We start from the raw sequence: 15200 nt of genomic DNA, 5'->3' as shown, positions 1-15200 counted from the left end.
GGGTGTGCCTCCGCTCATGTCCCCCGCCGGCCTGGGGCCGGCTCCTCCTTTACTTCGCTGCGACACACCCGCCACGCTCCTTGCTGCGAAGGGGGTGACGTGAAAGCCCGGGGAACGCAGACCCTTGAGGATCGGGGTGCCCGGGCGTTTTGCGCAGGTAAAGGAGGAGGCCGAAGGCCGGGGGACACGGAGCAAAACGTCCGGGCACCCCGAGCCGACTCGGCGCGAAAAGATGACGGAGAAGCCCATCACAGCGGAATGTTGCCGTGCTTGCGCCACGGGTTCTCGAGCTTCTTGTCCTTGAGCATCACCAGCGAACGGCAGATGCGCTTGCGCGTCTCGTGCGGCAGGATCACGTCGTCGATGAAGCCGCGCGCGCCGGCCACGAAGGGGTTGGCAAAGCGGGCCTTGTACTCGGCCTCGCGCTCGGCCAGCTTGGCCGGGTCCTTCTTCTCTTCGCGGAAGATGATCTCCACCGCGCCCTTGGCGCCCATCACCGCGATCTCGGCATTGGGCCAGGCAAAGTTCACGTCACCACGCAGGTGCTTGGAGGCCATCACGTCGTAGGCGCCGCCGTAGGCCTTGCGGGTGATCACGGTGATCTTGGGCACCGTGCACTCGGCGTACGCGTACAGCAGCTTGGCGCCGTGCTTGATGATGCCGCCGTACTCCTGGCTGGTGCCGGGCATGAAGCCGGGCACATCCACGAAGGTCACCACCGGGATGTTGAAGCAGTCGCAGAAGCGCACGAAGCGCGCGGCCTTGATGCTGCTCTTGATGTCCAGGCAGCCCGCCAGCACCAGCGGCTGGTTGGCCACGATGCCCACGGTCTGGCCGTCCATGCGGGCAAAGCCGATCAGGATGTTCTTGGCGTACTCGGGCTGCAGCTCGAAGAAGTCGCCGTCGTCCACGATCTTGAGGATCAGCTCCTTCATGTCGTAGGGCTTGTTCGGGTTCTCCGGCACCAGCGTGTCCAGGCTGAGCTCCATGCGGTCGATGGGGTCGCCGCTGGGCCGCACCGGGGCCTTCTCGCGGTTGTTCAGCGGCAGGTAGTTGTAGAGGCGGCGCAGCATGAGCAGCGCCTCCACATCGTTCTCGAAGGCCAGGTCGGCCACGCCGCTCTTGGTGGTGTGGGTGATGGCGCCGCCCAGTTCCTCGGCGGTCACTTCCTCGTGGGTCACCGTCTTCACCACCTCAGGGCCGGTCACGAACATGTAGGAGCTGTCCTTGACCATGAAGATGAAGTCGGTCATGGCCGGCGAATACACCGCGCCACCGGCCGACGGGCCCATGATCATGCTGATCTGCGGCACCACGCCGCTGGCCAGCACGTTGCGCTGGAACACGTCGGCATAGCCGCCCAGCGAGGCCACGCCTTCCTGGATGCGGGCGCCGCCCGAATCGTTCAGGCCGATCACCGGGGCACCGACCTTCATGGCCTGGTCCATGATCTTGCAGATCTTCTCGGCATGGGCTTCGGACAACGCACCACCGAACACGGTGAAGTCCTGGCTGAAGACGAACACCAGGCGGCCGTTGATCATGCCGTAGCCGGTGACCACGCCGTCGCCCGGCACCTTGTTGTCCTGCATGCCGAAGTCGGTGCAGCGGTGCTCGACGAACATGTCCCACTCTTCAAAGGTGCCCTCGTCCAGCAGCACCTCCAGCCGCTCGCGCGCGGTGAGCTTGCCCTTGGCGTGCTGGGCCGCAATGCGCTTCTCGCCGCCACCCAGGCGGGCTGCGGCGCGTTTGTCCTCGAGTTGTCGAAGGATGTCCTGCATGTGTCTTCTCCAGAAAAATCAGTCGAACAGCGCCAGCAGCGAACGGGCTGCCGTGCTGGCGGGCAGCGTGCCGTCCAGCACGCGGCGGGTGGTGTCGTCCAGCGCCGCCTGCACGGCGGGATGGGTGCGGAAACGTTGCTTCAATCCGGCCTCGATGCGCTCCCACATCCAGGCCCGGGCCTGCTGCTGGCGGCGCTGCGCCAGCTGGCCGTTGGCGGTCTGCAGCGTGCGGAAGCGGCTCACGGCTTCCCAGAACGCGTCCACGCCCTGGCCCAGCAGAGCGCTGAGCTGGATCGCCTGCGGGTGCCAGATGGATTCGTCGTGGTGCGCGTGTTCGGGCCGGCCCTGCTGGCCCAGCAGCCGCAAGGACGAGGTGATCTGCGCCCGTGCGCGGGTGGCGGCATCGGGGTCGATGTCGGCCTTGTTGATGACCACCAGGTCGGCCAGCTCCATCACACCCTTCTTGATGGCCTGCAGGTCGTCGCCGGCATTGGGCAGCTGCAGCAGGCAGAACATGTCGGTCATGCCGGCCACGGCGGTCTCGCTCTGGCCCACGCCCACGGTCTCGACGATGACCACATCGAAGCCGGCGGCCTCGCACACCAGCATGGCCTCGCGGGTTTTCTCGGCCACGCCGCCCAGCGTGCCGCTGCTCGGGCTGGGACGGATGTAGGCCCGGTCGTGCACCGAGAGGCGCTCCATGCGCGTCTTGTCGCCGAGGATGGAGCCGCCGGAGACCGTGCTGGACGGGTCGATGGTCAGCACCGCCACCCGGTGGCCCAGGCCGATGAGGTACAGGCCCAGGGCCTCGATGAAGGTGCTCTTGCCCACGCCCGGCACGCCGCTGATGCCCAGCCGGAAGGCCTGGCCGGTGCGCGGCAGCAGGTCGGTGAGCAGCGCGTCGGCCTGCTGGCGGTGGTCGGCCCGGGTCGACTCCAGCAGCGTGATGGCCTTGGCCATGGCGCGGCGCTGGGCCATGCCCTGGCTGAGCGCGATGCCGTCAAAGAGCGCTTGCGGCGTCACGTCGCGCCTTCAGGCCACGGCTTTGCGGATCTGTTCCAGCACGTCCTTGGCGCTGGCGGGAATCGGGGTGCCGGGGCCGTAGATGCCCTTCACACCCGCCTCGTACAGGAACTCGTAGTCCTGGCGCGGAATGACGCCGCCCACGAACACGATGATGTCGTCGGCCCCCTGCTTCTTGAGCTCGGCAATGATGGCCGGCACCAGGGTCTTGTGGCCGGCGGCCAGGGTGCTCACGCCCACGGCGTGCACATCGTTCTCGATGGCCTGGCGGGCGCATTCTTCCGGGGTCTGGAACAGCGGGCCCATGTCCACGTCGAAGCCCAGGTCGGCGAAGGCCGTGGCCACCACCTTGGCGCCGCGGTCGTGGCCGTCCTGGCCGAGCTTGCTGATCATCACGCGCGGGCGGCGACCGTGTTCGTCACCGAAGGCGGCAATCTCCTGCTGCAGCTGGGCCCAGCCCTCGGCGCTGTCGTAGGCGGCGGCGTACACGCCGGTCACCTTCTGGGTGTCGGCGCGGTGGCGACCGAACACCTTCTCCAGCGCATCACTCACCTCGCCCACGGTGGCGCGCAGGCGGATGGCTTTGATGGACAGGTCCAGCAGGTTGCCCTGGCCGCTTTCGGCGGCAGCGGTGAGCGCATCGAGCGCGGCCTGCACGGCGGCGCTGTCGCGGCTGGCGCGGATCTTCTGCAGACGGGCGATCTGGCCGTCGCGCACGGCCATGTTGTCGATGTCGCGGGCTTCCACCGGCGGCTCGTCCTTCAGGCGGTACTTGTTGACGCCGACGATCACGTCCTTGCCGGAGTCGATGCGGGCCTGCTTCTCGGCAGCGGCCGCCTCGATCTTGAGCTTGGCCCAGCCGCTGTCCACGGCGCGGGTCATGCCGCCCATGGCGTCGACCTCTTCGATGATGGCCCAGGCGGCATCGGCCATGTCCTGGGTGAGCTTTTCCATCATGTAGCTGCCGGCCCAGGGGTCGATGACGTTGGTGATGTGGGTCTCTTCCTGGATGATCAGCTGCGTGTTGCGCGCGATGCGGGCGCTGAACTCGGTGGGCAGCGCAATGGCTTCGTCGAAGCTGTTGGTGTGCAGGCTCTGGGTGCCGCCGAACACCGCCGCCATGGCCTCGATGGTGGTGCGCACGATGTTGTTGTAGGGGTCCTGCTCGGTCAGGCTCCAGCCCGAGGTCTGGCAGTGGGTGCGCAGCATCAGGCTCTTGGGGTTCTTCGCGCCGAAGCCCTTCATGATGCGCGTCCACAGCAGGCGGGCCGCGCGCATCTTGGCAATCTCCAGATAGAAGTTCATGCCGATGGCCCAGAAGAAGCTCAGGCGCCCGGCAAAGTCGTCCACGTCCATGCCCTTGGCCAGGGCGGTCTTCACATACTCCTTGCCGTCGGCCAGCGTGAAGGCCAGCTCCAGCGCCTGGTTGGCCCCGGCTTCCTGCATGTGGTAGCCGGAGATGCTGATCGAGTTGAACTTCGGCATGTTCCTGGCCGTGTACTCGATGATGTCGCCGATGATCTTCATCGACGGCTCCGGTGGATAGATGTAGGTGTTGCGGACCATGAACTCCTTGAGGATGTCGTTCTGGATGGTCCCGGCCAGCTGGTCCTGGCGCACGCCCTGCTCTTCGGCGGCCACCACGTAGCCGGCCAGCACCGGCAGCACGGCGCCGTTCATGGTCATGGAGACCGACACCTTGTCCAGCGGAATGCCGTCGAACAGGATCTTCATGTCCTCCACGCTGTCGATGGCCACACCGGCCTTGCCCACGTCGCCGGTCACGCGCGGGTGGTCGCTGTCGTAACCGCGGTGGGTGGCCAGGTCGAAAGCCACCGACACGCCCTGCCCGCCGGCGGCCAGCGCCTTGCGGTAGAAGGCATTCGATTCTTCAGCGGTGGAGAAGCCGGCGTACTGCCGGATGGTCCAGGGCCGCACCGCGTACATGGTGGCCTGCGGGCCGCGGATGAAGGGCTCCAGGCCCGGCAGCGTGTGGGTGTGGGGCAGGTCGGCCACGTCGGCCGCGGTGTACAGCGGCTTGACCACGATGCCGTCCGGCGTGGTCCAGTTCAGCGCTTCCAGCTGCCCGCCGGGGGCCGATTTCTGGGCGGCCTTGAGCCAGGCTTCATAGGACGGGGGGGTGAATTCGGGGTTCGAAGAGCTCATGGCGGAACGTGTGTGAAGGCGCTGTTCTGGCGGGTCGCAGGGCCGGCGTCGCGAGAAAGTCCGAAGGCCCGGAGTTTACATCATTCATAATTATTGATGCAGAATACCGACTCCTTCCTGACGTTCCCGCCCGGTCCCTCGCCCATGTCCGCCACCGCCCTCGCCCCCCGCGCCCTGTACGAAGAAGTCGCCGAGCGGCTGCGTCAGCGCATTTTCCACCGCGAGCTGGAGCCGGGCAGCTGGATCGACGAGCTCAAGATCGCCGAAGAACTGGGCATCAGCCGCACGCCCCTGCGCGAAGCCCTCAAGGTGCTGGCCGCCGAAGGCCTGGTGACCATGAAGGTGCGGCGCGGCGCCTACGTGACCGAGGTGTCCGAGAAGGACCTGGCCGACGTCTACCACCTGCTGGCCCTGCTCGAATCCGACGCCGCTGGTGTGGTGGCCAGCCGCGCCACCGACGCCGAACTTCAAAGCCTGCAGGCCCTGCACGCCGAACTGGAAGCCGCCACCACCGACCGCGACCGCTTCTTTGCCATCAACGAACAGTTCCACATGCGGCTGCTGGAGATTGCCGACAACCGCTGGCGCGACCAGATGGTGGCCGACCTGCGCAAGGTCATGAAGCTCAACCGCCACCACTCGCTGTTCAAGACCGGGCGCATCGACGAATCGCTGACCGAGCACCGCGCCATCGTGCAAGCCCTGGTGCAGCGCGATCCGCCACTGGCCGCGCAGCGCATGCGCGAACACTTCCGCAACGGGCTGGAAGCCGCGGTCTGATCCCGGACCGGCTTCAGCCGCGCCAGAAGGCGTCGAGCCGCTGCGCAAACCCCGGCAGGTCCTCAAAGTACGGCAGCGCGCCACCCGGCACCGCCTCGAAGCGCCAGTTCGGCCGGTCGTCCACCGTGCGGCGGCCCTGGTAATCGGTGAAGTCACCACGCGTGGCCATGCTCACCCACACCGGGCACTGCATGGCCTCGTACAAGGTGTTGATGTCGGCACTGAAAAGGCCGGCCGACACAAAACACAGCGGTGCATGGCGAGCGCCCGGCTGGCGCGTGGTGGCCACCGCAAAGGCCCACAGGGCCTCGTCGATCTGCGGCCGGCCGAAGGTGCGCTTGAGGAAGTAGCGGATGACCCCCGGCCGCGTGAGCCAGCCAAAGATGCGTTCGCCCCAGCCCGGCCGGGTGAGCAGGCGGTACAGCCAGGGCAGCATGAGCGTGGAGCCCGGCGGGCCGTGGCGCCGCTTGCTGCGCGAGAAGCCGGTGGGGCTGACCAGCGCCACGCGGCGGATGCGCCCCGGCTGCTCCTGCTGCGCCCTCACCACGAACTCGCAGCCCAGCGACACGCCCAGCGCGTCCACCGCGCTGGCGCCGGTCTGCTGCAGCGCCCACGCGATGGCGGCATGCACCGCATCGGTCATGAGGCGCGGGGTGTAGGGGCGGTCGCTGCGGTCGCTGTGGCCGAAACCCGGCAGGTCCAGCGCCACCACGGTGCGGTGGCTGCGAGCCTGCTCGAACAGCGGCGCCACTTCGGCGGCCGACGCAGCCGCGTTCACGCTGTGCACCAGCAGCAGGGGCGGCAGGTCGGACGGCGTGGCGGGGTGCGCGATGTAGACCGCCACCGGGCCGGCGGGGGTGTGAATGATCTGCGGTGGCACGCTCAGGGGGGACGGCAAGGTGCTCATGCGGCAGCCCCCTGCGCCAGGGTGTCCGGTGCCACAAAGCCGTTGTCCACCTCGTCGCTCACATGCGCCTGCGCCAGCGCCCACACCTCACGCGGGGGCAGCGGCTTCAATCGGTGGTCGCTCCACACCTGGCGCCACTTGCGGGCGCCCCGCAGGCCGTGGCGCAGGCCCAGCATGTGGCGGGCAATGGCGTACCAGGGGCAGCCGTCCTCGGCATGGGCGCGCTCCATGTAACGCACCATCTGGTCTTCCACTTCGTTGCGGTCGGGCTCGGGCGTGTCTGCGCCGAAGAACGTGCGGTCCCAGGACGTGAGCAGCCAGGGGTGGTGGTAGGCCTCGCGCCCCACCATCACGCCATCCACCTGCTGCAGGTGCTCGGCGATCTGCGCGTTGGTGGTGATGCCGCCGTTGACCGCAATGGTCAGCTGCGGAAAGTCCTGCTTGAGGCGGTGCACCAGTTCGTAGCGCAGCGGCGGGATCTCGCGGTTTTCCTTCGGGCTCAGGCCCTGCAGCCAGGCGTTGCGGGCATGGACGATGAACACCTCGCAACCGGCATCGGCCACCGTGCCCACGAAGTCGCGCACGAAGTCGTAGCTCTCGGTGCGGTCGATGCCGATGCGGTGCTTCACCGTCACCGGAATGTCCACCACGTCGCGCATGGCCTTCACCCCGTCGGCCACCGTCTGCGGCTCGGCCATCAGGCAGGCCCCGAAGGCGCCGCGCTGCACCCGCTCGCTGGGGCAGCCGCAATTCAGGTTGATCTCGTCATAGCCCCACGCCTGTCCCATGCGGGCGGCGCGCGCCAGCTCGTCCGGCTCGCTGCCGCCCAGCTGCAGCGCCACCGGGTGCTCCTCGGCATTGAAGCGCAGGTGCCGCTGCACGCTGCCATGCATCAGCGCACCGGTGGTCACCATCTCGGTGTAGAGCAGCGTGTGCCGGCTCAGCAGCCGGTGCAGGTAACGGCAGTGGCGATCGGTCCAGTCCATCATGGGCGCGACGGACAGGCGCCAGGGGCTGAACGAGGGGGAGACGGAGGGGGTGGTCATGGCGGGGACTGAGGTAACGCCGTATTGTCCCTGCTCATGCCTGTTCGCGGGTCAGCGCGTGGTTCGAGCAAAGCCCGCATTGAGGGCTTCAGCCTGCGCAACGAAGTCGGCAGGGCGACGCTGGCGAAACGCCTCCAGGTTGGAGAGCTTCCACCGGAGCGCTGGCAGCTGGGCGGCATGGGGGCAGCTCACCAGGGACCAGTCTGGCGCTGCGCGCACCAGTCCACCCAGAAACTGCCGGTGCGCCGGGGTCAGCCGGCGCGGCAAGAGCTGCCGCAACCGGGCCCGTGCCTCCAGCAAGGTATCCAGCGAACATTCCACTTCGGTCATGCCGACAAAGGCTTGCTCGAACTCCGCCGCAATGTCCTTGTCGTGTCCGAACAGCACTTCGTGGGCCGGCCGGTTATGCCCGGCCAGATAGAGAACGAAACACTCGACCATGCCGTCGGTGATGCCACCCGATTCGAACAGCTGCCAGACGTCGAACAGGTCACGCGGGTGTTGTCGATCCAGGGCAGCCACCAGCTTGCCGGCGTACAGCTCGTCATGGGCGAGGATCGGAGCGTCGAACTCGACCCCGAAGAGATCGCTGGTCCTGCGGCTCAGCGGTCTGCGCTCCACCGGCATCACCGTGCCCCGGAAAACCACATTCACCTCGATCTTGACCTGGCTGGTCGCGTTCTCCACGATGAGCTTGGTGTCGGCCTGATCCTTGCTGCGAACCAGTCGGGACTGCACACCCCATGGACGGACCCGGTGTGCAATGCTGGACAGCTCCTCATGGATGGCCAGCAGCGCCGCATCGCGCGGCACATCCCAGGGGCAGAACACCACATCGATGTCGACCGACAGGCGTGGCATGTCCTGCACGAACAGGTTGATGGCGGTTCCGCCCTTCATCGCGAAGATCCGATTGGCGAAAACCTCGGGCGTCACGGCGAGCAGCAGCCGCACCGTGTCGGCGTAGCTTTTATCCATGCGGCTTCAGGCTCAGCAGGGTGCCGTCGGCGAGCCGGCCCATCCAGCGCTTGTCGCTGCCCGTCCGCAACGGATGCCGAGCCATCAGGTCGTCCACATCCACCACCCCGGTATCCCGCGCCCAGGCAAGAAACAGCCGCACCGCCTTCACGCTGGTGCAGCAGGAGAGCAACTGACCCAGCAGCTCCTTGCGCGGCGAGCGCAAGCCATCGAACACGTTGCGGGCCTCTTCCAGGCTCTGCCGGGTACCGACCTCGTACAGCATCTCCAGCGCGGCGCGCTCGGGCGACGACACCCTCAATCCATGGGGTACGCCGGGGGGCGTGCCCTGCGTCCTGGTGTTGAGCAAGGCGTCCGGCCAGTCGAACAGGGTGGCATGAACATAACGAGCCGGAACGCGGGACGTGAACCACTCCGGCAGGGTGTACCTGGACTCACCCCAGAGCACCACCGTCTCGCGGCTGCCCAGGTTGTGCCGCACACCCTGCAGAGCCAGCGCACTCTTGCCGCCCACGTGCAGACCCGGCACGCGCTGCTGCAGAAACTTCAGCGATCCGTACAGACCATGGTCTTCGTTCGGAAACGCATAAACACCCTGCGCCAGGCGCACCAGCCAGCCCGCCTCCACATAGTGGGCTGCCAGCTGGGGCGACACACCCAGCGCGGCCAGCGCGGCCAGATCGAACGGGGCCCCTCGGGGCAGCTCGGTCTGAACCCGCCTGATCAAATCGTGTCTTGAAGTTGTACCCATGTTTGAAAAATAGCACAGAAACCAATCAAACAGAGATCCGATTGATTGGATTCAACAAAAATATTCAAACCAAGTGCTATTTCTCAAACCAGATTGAAGCCTTCAGCCGCCGGACAGGGCAACGGCATCCATCAAGCCCCGGTCCACCACCACCCCATCATCCAGCCCCGACATCACCGCCCCCGCCAGATCACCCAGCCGGCGTGCCACGCCGCGCACCTGCAGGGGCAGCGCATCGTCGTCGCGCAGGGCCAGGTCGGGCAGCAGGCGGGCCAGGGCTTCGATTTCCCAGGCGGCTTCCAGGCAGGCGCGGTGGCGGGCGGGGCTCAGGCTCACGGCGCCGGACTCGTGGCGGTGCAGGCCCACCGTGTCGGGGTGGGTGGAGAAGGAAATGGGGAGAGCGTTGTGGCTCATGCGGGGGCTCCTGATCGAGACTGGAAACCACCCGACACGTTTTCAAGCGCATGGGGTGGGCAAGATGTTGAAAACACGGGATCAGCCGTGCGGCCAGCCTCACGGTGTGGCCCATCTTGCCCGCAACCGACGCGACAAGACCGAGCCTCGCCGCTTGAATGGGGACATGACGAAACCCCGCTTGAAGGTGGGGGCTGCAACCTCTGATCAACCGGTGTTTTCACGCACCAAGCCTTGCGGCCTGGCGCGATTATGCGGGCGCGACCGGACGCTGCGGGCCGCCCTGCCCCGTCACCCGAACAACGGCAACGTCTCGTACCTGCCGTACAGCAATAACGCGCTGTCGGCATGCCCCAGCCAGCCTTCGATGAGGCTGGCGTACACGCGGCGGAAGTCGGTGGTGTGGCGCTGGTTGCCGGTCTCGTCGAGCTGGGTCAGGGACGGCACCTCGCCGAAGTGGCCGCCCTTCACGCGGGTGCCCACCACGTACATGTGGTTGGCGGTGCCGTGGTCGGTGCCCAGGCTGGTGTTCTCGGCCGGGCGGCGGCCAAATTCGGAGTAGACGAGCACGGCCACGTCGTCAGCCCGGCCGATGCGTTGCAGGTCTTTCACGAAGCCGGCCACGGCGTCGGACACATAGGTGAGCAGGCGCTGGTGCAGGTCGGCCTGCTGCACATGGGTATCGAAGGCGTTGTGGCGGTAGGCCACGTGGTACAGGCGCGTGGGCATGCCGGCGCTGATCATGCTGGCGACCTTGGGCAGGTCCATGGAAATGATGCCGTAGTCCACCGGGGTGCTGTAGCCCTCCCAGGCGGCGCGCACCTGGGCCGAGGCTTCGCGGGCGCTGCGGGCCACGTCGTCCAGGTAACGGGCGGTGGCGCCCTGCCCGGCCACCGGCGGCAGCGCGCCATCGAGCAAGGGGCGGCTGGCGTGCAGGCCCTTGCGGGCAAAACGGTCCGGGTCGTTGAAGACCACCGGCACATGGCGGCGAGCCCGCACCGCGAGCGACTGGCGCTCGTCGATGTTGACCATGAAGTTGGGCGTGAGGCCGGGGTCGATGGCGTCGGCCACGCGGCCCAGCCAGCCGTGCGGCTCGCCGCCGTTGGGCACGCCGGTGTGCCAGTAGGCCGCCGAGGTGAAGTGCGAGAACGACGGTTGCGGGTAACCACAGCCGTGCACGATGGCCATCTGCCCGTCCTTGTAGAGCCGCTCGAAGCCGGCCATGCCGGGGTTGAAGCCGAAGCGGTCGTCGATGCGGCGCACGCGCCGGGCCGGCACCGCGATCTGCGGGCGCAGGCGGTAGTAGGCGTCGTCGGTGTAGGGCACCAGGGTGTTGAGGCCGTCATTCGCCCCGGTGAGCTCCACCACCACCAGGATGCGGCCCGGGCGGCCGCCGGCAGCCTCGCTCCGAGCGGCAGCGCGGGCTGACGCGGGCCACGCCGCCACCAGCCCGGCACCGGCCAGGGTGCGGAGCATGTCGCGGCGGCTGGGCGCACGGTGAGCGGCGTGGGGATGGTCGTGGTGCGTCATGCGGAGCCTTCAGCTGGCCTGGTAGCCGGGCAGCGAGAGGATGACGTGCAGCACCTGGCGCAGCGCGTCTTCCATGTAGGTGTCGGCGCGGGCCAGGTCGGTGGTGCCGAGTTCGGCCTGCAGCAGGGCCGTGATGCGGCCGCGGGTGTCGGCATCGACCGGCACGCTCATGAAGCGCAGCAGCAGATGGTCGACCGCGTCCTGCGCGGTGCGGCAGCCGGCCTGCCGCACCAGGGCCGACAGGTCGAGCCGGGCCGGGTCGCGCGGGATGGGCTGCACCTTCTCGATGGCCTTGCGCCAGGCGTGGTAGCTGGCCAGGCGGGTGTTGAAGTCTTCGTCGCGGTCGCCCTGGTTGGACATGGAGGTGACCTCCTTGCCCTCGGGCCGGGTGGCGCTGGTGACGTCCTGGCCCAGGGCCAGCCGGTCGGCCACCGAGATGATCTGGTAGAGCGAGGCCGGCACCCGGTCGTTGGGCACGAAGTCGATCGGCGGGAACACGGTGTCGTACACGAAGTTGCCGCGCACCAGCAGCAGGCCCGGCGTGATCCAGCTGCGCCCGCCGGCCCAGCCGGCCACGTTGGGCGGGAACAGCAGCTTCTGGCCCATGGCCTCGGTGGTGTCGTTGAAGTCCGGAATGCCGGGCACGCGCTGCAGCCCCATGCGGCGGTAGGTGGACACCACCAGCTCTACCGGGCTCTTGATGTGCGCCCCCACGGAAGCGCTGCTGTAGAAGTCGCGCGAGAGGAACAGCGTGTTGAGGAACGGGGCGATGCGGTAGCCGTGGCTGCGCAGCAGGTCGCCCAGCGATTTCTGCAGGGCCGGCGACACCTCGTCGCGCACGAAGAAGCGGTAGAGCTTGCTCGCCACGAATTCGGCGGCGGCGGGCTGGGCCAGCAGGATGTCGATCACCTGTTCGCCAGTCCACGGGCCGGTGCGGCCGAGCACGGTCTTGGCATCGGTGTCGTGGCGGCTGCGGTCCAGCACGAACTGCGTGCCCCGGTAGTTCCAGCCGGTGAAGGCACGGGCGGCCTCGCGGATGTCCTGTTCGCTGTAGTGGCCCACACCCAGCGTGAACAGCTCCATGATCTCGCGGGCGAAGTTCTCGTTGGGCGCGCCCTTGATGTTCACGCCGGCGTCCAGGTAGGCCAGCATGGCCGGGTCGCGGGCCACGGCCAGCAGCAGCTCGCGGAACGGGCCGTCGGCATGGCGGCGCAGGGTCTCGTTCTGCACCAGCATCTTGCGGTAGTCGCGCACCTTCTCTTCGCTGGTGGCGAAGTGGCCGTGCCAGAACAGCGTGAGCTTCTCCTGCAGCGGTCGTTGCGTGGTGAGCATGCGGTTGGCCCACCAGTAGCCCACGCGCTGGCTTTCCAGCTTGCTGGCGCGCAGCCAGTAGAGGTAGCGGTCGGCCACCTGCTGCATGCGGCGGTTGCCCTCGGGCTTGACCTTCACGCCCAGGGCCTCGCCGCTGGCGCGCGCCTTGTCGGTGGCGGCCGGGCGAGACGGCTCGAACGGGTCCAGCCCTTCGTCGAAGGCGCCGGAATGCACAAAGGCGGGTTGCGGATCGGGCGTCTGGCGGTAGTTCACCAGACGCTGTACCACGCGCTGCGGCGTGTCGCGGGCGGCGCGGTCGATTTCGGCGGGCAAGGGGCCGAAGCCGGTGCGCTCCAGCAGATGGGCCGCGCGTTCGCGGCTCCAGTCGGACCGGGCGATGGGACGCAGATCGTCCTGCCAGGGGTCCGGGGTGGCCGCGTGCAGGGTTGCGCAAAAACCCAGCAGCGCGGCCAGCGCGGCGGCCGCCAGGGTGGGCAGCCGTCGCGCCACGGCGTCAGCCCATGTGCAGGCCGCCGTTGACCGAGAAGTCGGCCCCGGTGGCATAGCCGCCTTCGTCGCTGGCCAGCCAGGCAATGATGGAGGCGATCTCGCTGGGTTCACCCAGGCGCTTGACCGGCACGGTGGCCACGATCTTCTCCAGCACATCCGGGCGGATGGCCTTGACCATGTCGGTGCCGATGTAGCCCGGGCTCACGGTGTTGACGGTGACGCCCTTGGTGGCCAGCTCCTGCGCCAGCGCCATCGAGAAGCCGTGCATGCCGGCCTTGGCGGCCGAGTAGTTGGTCTGACCGGCCTGGCCCTTCTCGCCGTTGACCGAGCTGATGTTGATGATGCGGCCCCAGCCCTTCTCGACCATGTCGCCCACCACCTGCTTGGTGACGTTGAACATGGAGTCCAGGTTGGTGTTCATCACGGCCTGCCAGTCCTCGCGGCTCATCTTGAGGAACATGCGGTCGCGGGTGATGCCGGCGTTGTTCACCAGCACGTCGATGGAGCCGTGCTCGGCCTTGGTCTTGCTGAAGGCTTCCACCGTGGAGTCCCAGTCGCCCACGTTGCCCACGGAGGCGTAGAACGTGAAGCCCAGGGCCTTCTGCTCGTCCAGCCACTTCTGGTAGTCGCGGGTGGGGCCGCAGCCGGCGATGACCTTGAAACCTTCCTTGTGCAGGCGCTGGCAGATGGCGGTACCGATGCCACCCATGCCGCCGGTGACATACGCAACTTTCTGACTCATGTGTACCTTTCGCGTTGATGCGTTGTTGTGTGTCGCTGAATTGACAGGTCGATCGTATCGACCGGCTCAGCGTTCGACAGCAAGGGAAACCCCCATGCCGCCACCGATGCACAGGGCCGCCAGGCCCTTCTTCGCACTACGTTTCTGCATCTCGTGCAGCAAGGTCACCAGCACACGGCAGCCCGAGGCGCCGATGGGGTGGCCGATGGCGATGGCACCGCCGTTGACGTTCACGCGGGCCGGGTCGATGTCGAGGGCCTTGTTGACCGCGCAGGCCTGGGCCGCAAAGGCTTCGTTCAGCTCGAACAGGTCCACGTCGGCGGCTTTCCAGCCGGCGCGGGCCAGCGCCTTCTGCGAGGCCGGCACCGGGCCCATGCCCATGGTGGCGGGGTCCAGGCCGCTGGTGCCGAAGCTGGCGATGCGCGCCAGCGGGGTCAGGCCCAGGGCCGCGGCCTTCTTCGCGGTCATGACCATGACGGCGGCCGCGCCGTCGTTGATGCCGGAGGCATTGCCGGCAGTGACCGAGCCGGCCTTGTCGAAAGCCGGGCGCAGGCCGGCCAGGGCTTCGGCGCTGGTCTTCTTGTTGATGAACTCGTCGGTGTCGAACACCAGCGGATCGCCCTTCTTCTGCGGAATGGTCACGCCGACGATCTCGTCCTTGAAGCGGCCGGCGTCCTGCGCGGCAGCGGCCTTCTGCTGGCTGGCCAGGGCCAAGGCGTCCTGCATGTCGCGGGTGATGCCGTGGGCCTTGGCCACGTTCTCGGCGGTGATGCCCATGTGGTACTGGTTGTACACGTCCCACAGGCCGTCCACGATCATGGTGTCGACCATCTTCCAGTCGCCCATGCGCTGGCCGTCGCGGCTGCCGGGCACCACGTGCGGGCTGGCGCTCATGTTTTCCTGGCCGCCGGCAATCACGATCTCGCTGTCGCCCCAGGCCACGGCCTGGGCGGCCAGCATCACGGCCTTCAGGCCGGAGCCGCACACCGCGTTGATGGTGAGCGCCGGGGTTTCCTTGGCCACGCCGGCCTTCATCATGGCCTGGCGGGCCGGGTTCTGGCCGGCGCCTGCGGCCAGCACCTGGCCCATGATCACCTCGCCCACCGCATCGGCGGGCAGGCCGGTGCGCTCCAGCAGCGCCTGGATGACGATGCTGCCCAGCTCGGTGGCCGGGGTCTTGGCGAGCGTGCCGCCGAACTTGCCGACGGCGGTGCGTGCGGCGGAAACGATGACGATGTCTTCCATGGCTCTCACTCCTCTT

General features: G+C 67.8%; 13 protein-coding genes. 1 reads left to right on the top strand and 12 read right to left on the bottom strand.

Going from position 1 to position 15200, the window contains the following annotated elements; translation table 11 throughout:
• Positions 1-248 precede the first annotated feature (248 nt).
• The 3 genes from WD026_RS02875 to scpA are packed head-to-tail and all read right to left on the bottom strand — an operon-like array spanning position 249 to position 4970.
• A complete protein-coding gene (locus tag WD026_RS02875; protein WP_425722146.1) occupies positions 249-1781 on the bottom strand; it encodes an acyl-CoA carboxylase subunit beta in 1533 nt (510 codons plus the stop codon).
• An 18-nt stretch (positions 1782-1799) separates the two neighbouring features.
• Positions 1800-2759, bottom strand: a complete 960-nt coding sequence (gene meaB, locus WD026_RS02870; RefSeq protein ID WP_425723189.1) for a methylmalonyl Co-A mutase-associated GTPase MeaB — start codon at positions 2757-2759, stop codon at positions 1800-1802.
• Positions 2760-2813: 54 nt separating this feature from the next.
• Positions 2814-4970, bottom strand: a complete 2157-nt coding sequence (gene scpA / locus WD026_RS02865) for a methylmalonyl-CoA mutase (protein ID WP_425722145.1) — start codon at positions 4968-4970, stop codon at positions 2814-2816.
• A 144-nt stretch (positions 4971-5114) separates the two neighbouring features.
• Here scpA and WD026_RS02860 point away from each other — a divergent pair, with 144 nt between their 5' ends.
• Entirely contained in the window at positions 5115-5750 is a 636-nt protein-coding gene (locus tag WD026_RS02860; RefSeq protein ID WP_425722144.1) for a GntR family transcriptional regulator, read from the top strand.
• A 13-nt stretch (positions 5751-5763) separates the two neighbouring features.
• Here the strand turns inward: WD026_RS02860 and WD026_RS02855 are convergent, their stop codons facing one another.
• The 9 genes from WD026_RS02855 to WD026_RS02815 form a co-directional block, all read right to left on the bottom strand.
• Positions 5764-6657, bottom strand: a complete 894-nt coding sequence (locus tag WD026_RS02855) for an alpha/beta fold hydrolase (RefSeq protein ID WP_425722143.1) — start codon at positions 6655-6657, stop codon at positions 5764-5766.
• Positions 6654-7703 carry a tRNA dihydrouridine(20/20a) synthase DusA gene (gene dusA / locus WD026_RS02850; RefSeq protein ID WP_425722142.1) on the bottom strand — a complete coding sequence of 350 codons (1050 nt, stop codon included), beginning with the start codon at positions 7701-7703 and terminating at the stop codon, positions 6654-6656. Before dusA ends, WD026_RS02855 begins: the two co-directional genes overlap by 4 nt.
• A gap of 51 nt (positions 7704-7754) precedes the next feature.
• Positions 7755-8681 carry a nucleotidyl transferase AbiEii/AbiGii toxin family protein gene (locus WD026_RS02845; RefSeq protein WP_425722141.1) on the bottom strand — a complete coding sequence of 309 codons (927 nt, stop codon included), beginning with the start codon at positions 8679-8681 and terminating at the stop codon, positions 7755-7757.
• Complete coding sequence (locus WD026_RS02840) at positions 8674-9432, bottom strand: type IV toxin-antitoxin system AbiEi family antitoxin domain-containing protein (protein ID WP_425722140.1); 759 nt, start codon at positions 9430-9432, stop codon at positions 8674-8676. Before WD026_RS02840 ends, WD026_RS02845 begins: the two co-directional genes overlap by 8 nt.
• Positions 9433-9534: 102 nt before the next feature.
• The gene (locus WD026_RS02835; protein WP_425722139.1) at positions 9535-9846 is read right to left on the bottom strand and encodes a hypothetical protein; all 312 of its coding nucleotides are present in this window, start codon (positions 9844-9846) and stop codon (positions 9535-9537) included.
• Positions 9847-10137: 291 nt separating this feature from the next.
• Positions 10138-11376 (bottom strand): DUF1501 domain-containing protein, encoded by a 1239-nt coding sequence (locus WD026_RS02830; RefSeq protein WP_425722138.1) that lies wholly within the window; start codon positions 11374-11376, stop codon positions 10138-10140.
• A 9-nt stretch (positions 11377-11385) separates the two neighbouring features.
• The gene (locus tag WD026_RS02825; protein ID WP_425722137.1) at positions 11386-13197 is read right to left on the bottom strand and encodes a DUF1800 domain-containing protein; all 1812 of its coding nucleotides are present in this window, start codon (positions 13195-13197) and stop codon (positions 11386-11388) included.
• 4 nt (positions 13198-13201) lie between these two features.
• The gene (gene phbB / locus WD026_RS02820) at positions 13202-13939 is read right to left on the bottom strand and encodes an acetoacetyl-CoA reductase (RefSeq protein WP_425722136.1); all 738 of its coding nucleotides are present in this window, start codon (positions 13937-13939) and stop codon (positions 13202-13204) included.
• A gap of 66 nt (positions 13940-14005) precedes the next feature.
• On the bottom strand, positions 14006-15184 hold the full coding sequence (locus WD026_RS02815) for an acetyl-CoA C-acetyltransferase (protein WP_425722135.1): 1179 nt from the start codon (positions 15182-15184) through the stop codon (positions 14006-14008).
• Positions 15185-15200: the final 16 nt, after the last annotated feature.

It is taken from the genome of Hydrogenophaga sp. R2, from assembly GCF_049843595.1.
Taxonomy (GTDB): Bacteria; Pseudomonadota; Gammaproteobacteria; order Burkholderiales; family Burkholderiaceae_C; genus Hydrogenophaga.
This window is presented reverse-complemented; position numbering and strand designations above follow the sequence as displayed.